This is a genomic window from Deltaproteobacteria bacterium, from assembly GCA_013151235.1.
In the GTDB taxonomy this organism is placed as follows: domain Bacteria; phylum CG2-30-53-67; class CG2-30-53-67; order CG2-30-53-67; family CG2-30-53-67; genus JAADIO01.
Genome location: JAADIO010000054.1, coordinates 1 through 9,639, shown reverse-complemented (window position 1 = coordinate 9,639; position 9,639 = coordinate 1). Strand labels below are relative to the sequence as shown.

Sequence of the window (9,639 nt, the reverse complement as noted above, 5' to 3'; positions counted from 1 at the left end):
TTCCGCCCGGCTTCGCCCTTCGGGCTGTGCCGCGGCTTTTTCTTTCGCAACATCGTTGCAAAAGAAAAATGGTGGAGCTGATCGGGATCGACAATGCGTCCCCTCGCCGGCCGGGTTTTGGGGCCGGGGAGGGGGGATGAATGGTCCATTCCTTTCATTGGGCCTTCCCCGGGGTTTTTCGGGGGAGGCCAACCGACGACTCAGATATGATGATGTCGGTGCGATCCCGTGTGTGAACAAAAAAGAGAGGCTTCAACCGAATGGTCAAAGCTTCCGCCCGGCTTCGCCCTTCGGGCTGTGCCGCGGCTTTTTCTTTCGCAACATCGTTGCAAAAGAAAAATGGTGGAGCTGATCGGGATCGAACCGACGACCTCTTGAATGCCATTCAAGCGCTCTCCCAACTGAGCTACAGCCCCCTGCAAATTTGAGGTTGCACTATAGCATCGGGGAAAAACCCTTGTCAAGATCAAATACCCGTTGACTTTTTTCAGGATTCTTGTAAACTGTCGACACTCTTCACATGCATTATTTCAAAATAAATATCTGATCCATATTAAGGAGGCTTACCTATGGCGATCCGGGTGGCAATCAACGGCTTCGGAAGAATCGGGAGAAATGTTTTCAGGGCGTCCCTGGGGAACAAGAAGATCGAATTTGTGGCGGTCAACGATCTGACCAGCCCTGAAGCGCTGGCACATCTTTTGAAGTACGACTCGATCCTGGGACCTCTGGAAGCGAAGATCAAGGTCAAGAAAAATGCTATTGTGGTGGACGGGAAGGAGATCCGGGTTCTCAGCGAGCGGAACCCGGCCGTCCTTCCCTGGAAGGACCTGAAGGTCGATGTCCTGGTAGAGTCCACGGGACTTTTCCGGGACCGAACCTCCGCCTGCAAGCATTTGGATGCAGGGGCAAAGCGGGTAATCATCACTGCTCCGGCGAAGGAGCCGGATGTGACGATTGTCCTCGGGGTGAACGAGAAGATGTACAACCCGAAGAAACACCATATCATCTCGAATGCCTCCTGTACGACCAACTGTCTTGCCCCGGTGGCCAAGGTGCTCCTCGACAACTTCGGAGTCGTCAAGGGGTTGATGACGACGGTACATGCTTATACGGGGGACCAGCGACTCCTCGATTTCCCGCACAAGGATTTGCGCCGGGCACGGGCGGCCGCGATGTCGATCATCCCGACGACGACGGGGGCGGCCCGGGCGGTTTCGCTGGTGCTGCCGCAGTTAAAGGGAAAACTCGATGGAATGGCCATGCGGGTCCCGACGCCGAATGTCTCTGTGGTGGATCTCGTGGTGGTCACCAAAAAGAAGGCCACCATCGAGGCGGTGAATGCCGCCATGAAGGAGGCCTCGAAAAAAGGGCTCAAAGGGATCTTGCAGTATGTTGATGAGCCGCTGGTCTCCAGGGATTTCAACGGCTGCGCCTACTCCTCCAGTTTTGATGCAGCCCTTACCTCGGTGATTGATGGAAATATGGTGAAAGTAATTTCCTGGTACGACAATGAGTGGGGCTACTCTTGTCGGGTAAGGGATTTGATCCAGTTCGTTTCCAAAAAAAGGTAAGGGAGCGAGGAGGTTTGTGATGATCCATGCCGGCGGGAAGGTCTCCGCCGGCATTTTTGTTTTCGCGGAAAGGGACCGGAAGTGATGAAAGGAATTGTCGGAATCGGGATCGATCTGGTGGAGGTCGACCGGATGGAAAAGGCGATGACCCGCTATCCGGAGCGATTCCGTGTACGGGTTTTTACGGAGCAGGAGGTACGGTACTGTGAATCAAGAAAGAACCGGTTTGAACATTATGCCGCCCGTTTTGCCGCCAAGGAGGCGGCCATGAAAGCCCTCGGGATGGGATGGGGAAGGGGGGTGAGCTTCCCCGAGATTGAGGTGTGCCGTACCGGGGCGGGAAAGCCGGAGCTGATCCTTCATGGAAAGACTCGGGAGCAGGCTGAAAAGATCGGGGTCTTTCATGCCTACCTCTCCCTTTCCCACATCCGCAAGTATGCGGTGGCCCAGGTGATTCTGACGGCTTGATCTTGATTTTTCAGGGAGTCCAGATCAGGGAGTAGTAGATGTCGTCGCTGCTTCCGGAATCGTCCACGCCGTCAAGCCCGTAGCTGTAAATCTTGACGGAGTAGTTGCTGATCCGGTTGTACTGAATGGTGTTTCCCCAGGCATCGGAAAGGCTTGGGGTGTAGGATGTCGGCGCCGTCGTGGGGTTCGTGTTGTAGATATCTCCCGCGACCAGCTTCAGGATCTCTTTCGTCTCCTCGATCTTTTCCTCATTGAGCTTGTCGGCGATGAGATTGCCGTTCACGTTGACGACGAGGTCGGAATTGTCGGCCGGACTGTCGGAAGGAGGGAAATTGTCGTAGGAGCCGGAGTCGACACTCTTGTCATTCCCCCCGCTGATGACGATGGCGTAGTTCCCGGATTCCCGGTAGGTGTAGTTGTTCCCCCATGCGTCGGTCTGTACCTCGGAGGCGGATCCCGAGAAATAGGGGCCATTCCATCCGGTGATCCCGAAGGGGGCGGTGACCAGGTCTGCCAGATTCGCCGGAAAGGCACTCGGAGAGACATCTTCATAGTAGTGCAGCAACCCGTCCTTGATCTCGCTCATTTCCTTTTTTGTGGATTCCACATTTCTCTGGTCGATAAGATGGACCGACATCGGGACCATCATTCCTGCAAGAATCGAGAGGACGGCGATGACGATGACGATTTCGATCAGGGAAAATCCGGCTGTTGTCGTCGGACCTTTCCTGCTCCGGCGGCGGAAACTCTTTATTGATGCAAGGAAAGGAAAGTTCATCCCGTCTCCTGGTAGAGGGTCTGAATCCGATGGTTCCCACGGTTTGCCGGGAGAGTTCGATCCGCCACAAAAACAATCCGGCGGCCTGAAATCCTTGCTACGACCTTCATGGGGAATTCCTCTTTTGCATGGAGGATCCGTTCCGTCAGGGGGACTTCAATATATTGTTTGATTGCCCGCTGTAACGGACGGGCACCGTAGCGCGGATCCATCCCTTCCCGGCTGATGAAGTCGATGACTCCCTGTGTGAAACGGATGGAAATTTTCATTTGCGAAAGATTTTTCTTCAGACGGGACAACAAGAGCCTGACGATCTTGCGGATACTTTCGGTCCCGAGTGGACGAAAACAGATGATTTCATCGATGCGGTTGAGAAATTCCGGCCGGAAGGTCTTCTCCAGTGCCTTCAGGGTTTCCCGTTCGACGATCTTCCGTCCGGGCTGTTCTTCCTTTGTAAAACCGACGGCGTTTTTCATCGCGTCCAACCCTTCGACACCGACATTCGTCGTCAGAATTACCACGGCATCATGAAAAGGGATCTTCCTTCCTTTGTTGTCGGTGAGGTCCCCTTCGTCCATGATCTGGAGCAGCAGGTTGTGAAGCTTGCTGTTGGCCTTCTCAATTTCATCGAAGAGGACGACGTTTTCGGGATTCTTCAGGAGTGGTGTGGTCAGGCTGCCTCCATCTTCATACCCGACGTACCCCGGAGGTGCCCCGATCAACTTCGCGTATTCATGGGGTTGCGAGAACTCGGAGCAGTCGACGCGAATCATCTCCTTTTCGCTCCCCACGAGACACTCCGCGACGGCCTTGGCCAGTTCGGTCTTACCTACCCCCGTCTGTCCGGCGAAGATAAAACAGCCGACAGGCCGGTGGGGGTCCTTGATTCCGATCTTCGCACTCTGAATGGATTGAACGATTCGACGAATGGCTTCATCCTGTCCGATGATTCGCCGTTTTAACGTTTCTTCCAACCCCCGAATCTCCTGGATCCGGTTTCTTACGTCCCGCTTCCTTCCCGGCTGCAGGTGGAGCTGAGGGGTCCCCCCTTCCTGTACGGGAATGCTGATATTATAGATATTCAGGGCGGGGTTGACCTTGATGCACATCCGGTAGAGTTCATCAATTGCTCCTTCCATGTCGAAGCCGATCTCTCCGTCGTTGTGGATCAGTTTCAGGATTTTTTCATTGAAATCCGGTATGGTCTCCCGGATGACCAGGTCCTGATAAGATCGCTTATCCCGGATGTCTGTATGGTTGGAAAAGATGTCGATTTCCTCCTGGGAAAACTCACGGATCTTGATAAAACTGTCCAGCATGGGACAATATTTGAGTTTCAGATTCGACTTGAGTTGCATCGATCCTCCCTCCCGGAAGCGGAATCACAACAGCGATGTTTGTAATGGGGTTGCCCTTCTGAACTTCATATCGGACAAATGGTTGGAAACTTGAGAATCTTTGGTGTGAGCGCGCTAAATAACACATAAGGGGGATTGCAAATCGGTTTTTCACGAGTATATTTCAACTTCATTAGCACTCCCCTGTAACGACTGCTAACATAACAATCTTTCAGGTTTTTCGACAGCCTGGATGGGGGGCTCTATTTGGGGTTTTTGGCACTTAATGAACAGAAAGGAGAAAAGAAATGCTAAAGCCATTGAAAGATCGCCTTTTGGTCAGCTACCTGGATCAGGAAGAAAAGACCGCCGGAGGGATTATTATTCCGGAATCGGCCAAAGAGCGGCCCCAGAAGGGGAAGGTCGAGGCCATCGGCAAAGAGGTGGAAGAGGTCAAGGTTGGGGATATGATCATGTTCAAGACCTATGCCCCGGACAATATCAAGATCGATGGGACGGAGTACGGGATTGTCAAACTGGAAGATGTGATGGGTATTGTTGAATAATAATACCTGCAAGGATCTGAAAACTATCAAGGAGGTATTGAGCTATGGCGAAAATGATACAGTATAGTGAGGATGTTCGAAAGTCGATCTTGTGCGGGGTTAACAAGTTGGCCGATGTTGTGAAGGTGACTCTCGGACCGCTGGGTCGTAATGTCGTGATCGACAAGGGGTTCGGTGCACCCGTCTCTACCAAAGATGGGGTGACCGTTGCCAAGGAAGTCGAGCTGGAGGATAAATTCGAAAACATGGGGGCCCAGGTGGTCAAGGAAGTTGCAAGCAAGACTTCAGACGTCGCCGGTGACGGCACAACAACGGCCACTGTGCTTTCGCAGGCCATCTTCCGGGAAGGTGCCCGGAATGTCACCGCCGGAGCCAATCCGATGGAACTGAAGCGGGGGATTGAGCAGGCCGTTAGTGTTGTTGTTGAGGAACTCAAGAAACTGAGCAAGCCGACACGGGATAAAAAAGAGATTGCCCAGGTCGGGACCATTTCAGCGAACAACGATGTAACCATTGGCGAGATTATTGCCGAGGCGATGGAAAAGGTCGGGAAGGAAGGGGTGATCACCGTGGAAGAGGCCAAGGGGATGGAGACCACCCTGGAGGCCGTGGAGGGGATGCAGTTTGATCGTGGTTACCTTTCTCCCTACTTTGTGACCGATGCTGAGCGGATGGAGTCTGTTCTGAGCGATCCGTATATCCTGATCCATGACAAGAAGATCAGTAACATGAAGGATATCCTGCCTCTGCTGGAACAGATCGCCAAAATGGGCAAGCCCCTTGTCATCATTGCTGAAGATGTGGACGGTGAGGCTCTGGCGACACTCGTTGTTAACAAGCTGCGTGGAACCCTGAACATTGCCGCCGTCAAGGCGCCCGGTTTCGGAGATCGCAGAAAGGCGATGCTGGAAGATATCGCCGTACTGACCGGAGGCCGGGTCATCTCCGAAGAGGTGGGAATTTCCCTTGATTCCGCCAAGATTGAAGACATGGGAGAGGCCAAGACCGTCAAGATTGACAAGGACAACACGACGCTTGTTGATGGTGCTGGCAAGGCGGAGGACATTCAGAACCGGGTCAAGCAGATCCGTGCCCAGATTGATCAGTCCACGTCGGACTACGACCGGGAGAAACTGCAGGAACGTCTCGCCAAGCTGGTCGGCGGCGTGGCGGTGATTAATGTCGGAGCCGCGACGGAAACGGAGATGAAGGAGAAGAAGGCCCGCGTTGAGGATGCGCTGAATGCCACCCGTGCGGCGGTCGAAGAAGGGATCGTCCCCGGAGGAGGCGTTGCTGTGATTCGAGCAATTGCCGCCCTGGACAAGCTGAAACTTGATGGAGATCTTCAGGTCGGGGTCAACATCATTAAGCGGGCCCTCGAAGAGCCGATCCGGCAAATCGCCAACAATGCCGGGGTGGAAGGTTCCGTGGTTGTGGAGCAGGTGAAGAAGGAAAAAGGCAATATCGGCTACGATGCCGGCACGGGAAAATATGTTGATATGATCGAAGCCGGGATCATCGATCCGACCAAGGTGGCCCGAACGGCATTACAGAATGCCGCAAGCATTGCCTCTCTCCTGATTACAACGGAGGCCATGATTACGGACAAGCCGGAAGAAAAATCGGATATGCCGGCCGGAATGCCGGGCGGCATGGGTGGCATGGGCGGTATGGGTGGCATGGGCGGTATGATGTAAGCCCAGCCCCTCCGAGAGATACGAAAAATCCCCCCGGTGCTTTTTGCCACCGGGGGGATTTTTTTTGAAGACGGTCTTGTGATGTTCATCATCCATGGGGTCGGGTGGCTGTTCAGGAGAAGAATGCCTCCCTCTCTTCAGGGCTGAGCATCACGTCCTTTCCCGCGATTCCGGTTCGAAAGGGGGGGAGCGAAGCGTCCTCCTCGGAAAGGCGCATCTGCTCCCGAGGTTTGTCGAACCGCTCCAGATAAAGAAATTGTGTATCCTCCGAGACGAGACAGCGGTACCGGAAAAGCATGGGAGCAAAGGAGGGGGGGGCTGCCCTGACAAATCTCTTCATCAGATGAGGAAATTCCGGGTAGATCAGGGCAGCCCTTGGGGGAACCTGATTGTCCAGCGTCAACTCGGGATAGATTCTTCTCAGGAGCGTATGATTTGACTGAAACCATGCCGATTGGGCGGCGGCGTGGAGAAATGCTTTTTCATCCGCGGTAACTCCGGTATGGATCAGGAGCGCCTCACCGCTCCTCCTTCGGGCGACCAGGTCGATCAGGGGAATTTCTTCCGAGCCGATATCGCTGTCAATAATTTCCATCCCTTCTTCCAGCAGAGAACTGGAAGTGCGAATCAGCTCGATTAATTTCTTTTTGTTCTGCAACGGTACGGTTCTGAAGGTCATGATGTTTTCTTGTCATAGTCGTCGATGATCAGTCCGGCAATGCTGAATAACTGACGGCGCACTTCGGAGGACGGAGATTGCAGGGAGAGAGGCATACCGGTTTCCATCGATTCCGCAATTTCCGCGTCGTCCCGGATAAAGGAATAGCTTATGAGATCCTTGTGAAGAAACCTGCGAACATTCCGGGCCATCTTTATAAATGCCTCTTCGGGGGGAATGACGCCGACCGAGTCATAGACGATGAGGCCAAAGTTCATCTGCCGTGCCGCCTGGTTCAGGCCCTTAATTGCGGCATAGGTTTGAAGCATTCCCTCGGGTTCCGTGGAACCGATCGCGATACAAAGAGAGGTCCGGCGCAGGAAAGGACCGAAATCTTCGTAATTTCGTTGCGGGAGATGGGACAGGATAAAATCAAACCGCCGGTAACGTTCCGGCCAGGAAAAGTTCTTTTCGTCCCGGGTAAGCCGACTATAGAGCGCCAGGTCGTTGAGGAAAGGGGTTCGGTAGGCGATGCGTACTCCCATGGGGGCATTGTGCAGAATCATTTCGCCGGGGTTTTCTACATCGATCAATCCCATGGAGCGCATTACATTGAGGGGGCCGGGGTCCTCGTCGATCACCAGGACCCGGTATCCCTGCCGGGCGAGTTCAATGGAAATGTTGACGAGGGCAAAGGTCCCGATCCATCGATCGGTGCTTCCGGTGATTCCGATCGACGGGGTCATTCGGAGGGAATTGTCAGCGGCCGGCTTTTCGATCTTTCGGGTTTCCTGTGATTTTTTACGTGAAACTGTCGCCGGTTCCGAAGAGAGAAAGATATGGGAAATCTCTTCCATTCCCCGTCCCAAGCTCTTCGTTTTCATGAACCCCCCTCGTTGATGTGTTGTGGGCCATAGAATTCCGGAACAGGATCTTTCAACTCGCTTCCTGCTGGTCCGCTTCCATGCCCAGGGACCGGTCCTGCTGCATCAGTTCGGGGAACTCTATCGGCTTGACCTCCACGACGGAATCGATCCCGCCGAAATCGTTGATGATGTAGTTGGGATTGCCGGAATCTTCCCGCCACTCGCCGTCGGCGATAAATTTATAATGGTATCTCCCGGGCGGCAGGGACAGAGTTTTTTCCCACCTTCCGGCCTCTCCCTTTTCCAGTTCCGAATTTTTGTCCGGTGTCCAGTTGTTGAAGTCCCCCACTAACTTCAGGGATTTTACGTTCGGTGCATCCAGGGAAAAGAGAATCCCGTTGCGTACCGGCCGGGGCCCCAGTGTTTCCACCGGTTGTACCTGAACCTCAACGGCCTTGAGCAGAGACACTTCTTCGGCAAGGGCCTGAAAATCATGGAATCCGGTACAGTGGCGATCAAATTTACAGATGGGGGAGCCGTAGCCGGCTGCCTCTTTGAGGCGGATGTTGTTATGGATAACGGTCTGAAAAAGCTGTTTGCCGAAGTGCTTTTGCACCTCTTCCAGGACTTCACGGGAAAGTCGGGTCCGCCGATCGAACATTGTGACGAGCGTATGGATCTCAATGAAGTGATTCAGTTTTTCCGTGAATATCCGAATTGATTCAATCTGTTTGCCGAGTCCGTGAAGTGAAAAGAAGCTTGGCTCAATGGGGATAATGACGTGATGAACGGCCATGAGAGCGTTGAAAGAGAGAAGCCCCACGGATGGAGGACAATCGATGAGGAGATAGTCATACTCTCCTTCCATGGCATTGATGGCCTCAAGCAGTCGGGTCTCGCGGCCTGCAGTACCGGCCATTTTCTGCTCAAAAGCGGAAAGAATAATGTTCGAAGGAACCAGGTCAAGGTTCTTGACGACTGGAGCAACGATATCATCCAGCCGTGGGCCGTCCTCTTCCCCGACGGCGAGGAGAACATCATATAATCCCAGATCAAGTTCGCCGACCGTGATGTTGAGTCCCAGGGAGGCGTGGGATTGAGGGTCCATGTCGACGAGCAGGACTTTCTTTCCCCGATCCGCCAGGCCGGCGGCAAGGTTGATGGATGTTGTTGTCTTTCCGCAGCCTCCTTTTTGATTTACAATGGCAAAGGTTTTCATAGCCTGCTCCTTTCAAGATGACTGACCGGTTCATTGCATGCCTGTACCGCTTTGCTGAACTGCGATCTTGCCCCTGATGTGGTTGAGCAGAGTTGAGGAAGAAAACTCCCCGGGGTGCTTCTCCTCCCGGTTCGTTGTTTCTGTCCTCATTGTCACTTTCCAATGGTTGACAGGTTATTTGGTATTTGCCCAAAATAAAAATACTATATCTTGTGTTGAGAAGATAATGGATATCAAATGAGTTGTCAAGAAAAAAATATCAATTATTTGACAAAGAATGAGGGCTGGGGCAAAGGGGCAAAGGGGCAAAGGCACAGAGGCAAGGGCAAAGGCATGAACCACGGGGAACACGGGGAGTGACGGGGAAGGCAAGAAAATTAAAGTACGGGTTTTTCCTATGCTCCCCCGTAGGGGGAGAGTAACCCCTTCACGCAGCCGAGCATCGCAGAAAGGTCGGGAAAAAGGGCGAGATCGTG

9 protein-coding genes and 1 tRNA gene are annotated in these 9,639 nt (G+C 53.4%); 4 read left to right on the top strand and 6 right to left on the bottom strand.

Annotated features, from left to right (window positions below):
* Nucleotides 1-340: 340 nt before the first annotated feature.
* Nucleotides 341-416, bottom strand: a tRNA-Ala gene (locus GXP58_10165).
* Nucleotides 417-569: 153 nt separating this feature from the next.
* Here GXP58_10165 and gap point away from each other — a divergent pair.
* Nucleotides 570-1,574 carry a type I glyceraldehyde-3-phosphate dehydrogenase gene (gene gap, locus GXP58_10160; protein ID NOY53961.1) on the top strand — a complete coding sequence of 335 codons (1,005 nt, stop codon included), beginning with the start codon at nt 570-572 and terminating at the stop codon, nt 1,572-1,574.
* 84 nt (nt 1,575-1,658) lie between these two features.
* Nucleotides 1,659-2,042, top strand: coding sequence for a holo-[acyl-carrier-protein] synthase (gene acpS / locus GXP58_10155; protein NOY53960.1), 384 nt, complete (start codon nt 1,659-1,661; stop codon nt 2,040-2,042).
* Nucleotides 2,043-2,052: 10 nt separating this feature from the next.
* Here the strand turns inward: acpS and GXP58_10150 are convergent, their stop codons facing one another.
* Together GXP58_10150 and GXP58_10145 are read right to left on the bottom strand one after the other, a co-directional pair.
* A complete protein-coding gene (locus tag GXP58_10150; protein NOY53959.1) occupies nt 2,053-2,820 on the bottom strand; it encodes a prepilin-type N-terminal cleavage/methylation domain-containing protein in 768 nt (255 codons plus the stop codon).
* On the bottom strand, nt 2,817-4,178 hold the full coding sequence (locus tag GXP58_10145; GenBank protein ID NOY53958.1) for an ATP-dependent Clp protease ATP-binding subunit: 1,362 nt from the start codon (nt 4,176-4,178) through the stop codon (nt 2,817-2,819). Before GXP58_10145 ends, GXP58_10150 begins: the two co-directional genes overlap by 4 nt.
* 287 nt (nt 4,179-4,465) lie before the next feature.
* On the opposite strand from GXP58_10145, the gene GXP58_10140 reads away from it, so the two are divergent.
* Both GXP58_10140 and groL read left to right on the top strand, forming a co-directional pair.
* Nucleotides 4,466-4,723, top strand: a complete 258-nt coding sequence (locus GXP58_10140; GenBank protein NOY53957.1) for a co-chaperone GroES — start codon at nt 4,466-4,468, stop codon at nt 4,721-4,723.
* A gap of 44 nt (nt 4,724-4,767) precedes the next feature.
* Entirely contained in the window at nt 4,768-6,420 is a 1,653-nt protein-coding gene (gene groL, locus GXP58_10135; GenBank protein ID NOY53956.1) for a chaperonin GroEL, read from the top strand.
* Between the two features lie 112 nt (nt 6,421-6,532).
* On the opposite strand, the gene GXP58_10130 is transcribed toward groL, so the two are convergent.
* Genes GXP58_10130 through GXP58_10120 form a run of 3 tightly spaced genes read right to left on the bottom strand, consistent with a single transcriptional unit; the run spans nt 6,533 to nt 9,163 of the window.
* Nucleotides 6,533-7,099, bottom strand: a complete 567-nt coding sequence (locus GXP58_10130; protein NOY53955.1) for a hypothetical protein — start codon at nt 7,097-7,099, stop codon at nt 6,533-6,535.
* Nucleotides 7,096-7,962 (bottom strand): MinD/ParA family protein, encoded by an 867-nt coding sequence (locus GXP58_10125; protein NOY53954.1) that lies wholly within the window; start codon nt 7,960-7,962, stop codon nt 7,096-7,098. Before GXP58_10125 ends, GXP58_10130 begins: the two co-directional genes overlap by 4 nt.
* Nucleotides 7,963-8,014: 52 nt before the next feature.
* On the bottom strand, nt 8,015-9,163 hold the full coding sequence (locus GXP58_10120) for an AAA family ATPase (GenBank protein ID NOY53953.1): 1,149 nt from the start codon (nt 9,161-9,163) through the stop codon (nt 8,015-8,017).
* Nucleotides 9,164-9,639 lie beyond the last annotated feature (476 nt).

Coding starts and splice junctions, on each gene's coding strand:
- gap (NOY53961.1), top strand. CDS start 570: ATGGCGATCCGGGTGGCAATCAACGGCTTCGGAAGAATCGGGAGAAAT.
- acpS (NOY53960.1), top strand. CDS start 1,659: ATGAAAGGAATTGTCGGAATCGGGATCGATCTGGTGGAGGTCGACCGG.
- GXP58_10150 (NOY53959.1), bottom strand. CDS start 2,820: ATGAACTTTCCTTTCCTTGCATCAATAAAGAGTTTCCGCCGCCGGAGC.
- GXP58_10145 (NOY53958.1), bottom strand. CDS start 4,178: ATGCAACTCAAGTCGAATCTGAAACTCAAATATTGTCCCATGCTGGAC.
- GXP58_10140 (NOY53957.1), top strand. CDS start 4,466: ATGCTAAAGCCATTGAAAGATCGCCTTTTGGTCAGCTACCTGGATCAG.
- groL (NOY53956.1), top strand. CDS start 4,768: ATGGCGAAAATGATACAGTATAGTGAGGATGTTCGAAAGTCGATCTTG.
- GXP58_10130 (NOY53955.1), bottom strand. CDS start 7,099: ATGACCTTCAGAACCGTACCGTTGCAGAACAAAAAGAAATTAATCGAG.
- GXP58_10125 (NOY53954.1), bottom strand. CDS start 7,962: ATGAAAACGAAGAGCTTGGGACGGGGAATGGAAGAGATTTCCCATATC.
- GXP58_10120 (NOY53953.1), bottom strand. CDS start 9,163: ATGAAAACCTTTGCCATTGTAAATCAAAAAGGAGGCTGCGGAAAGACA.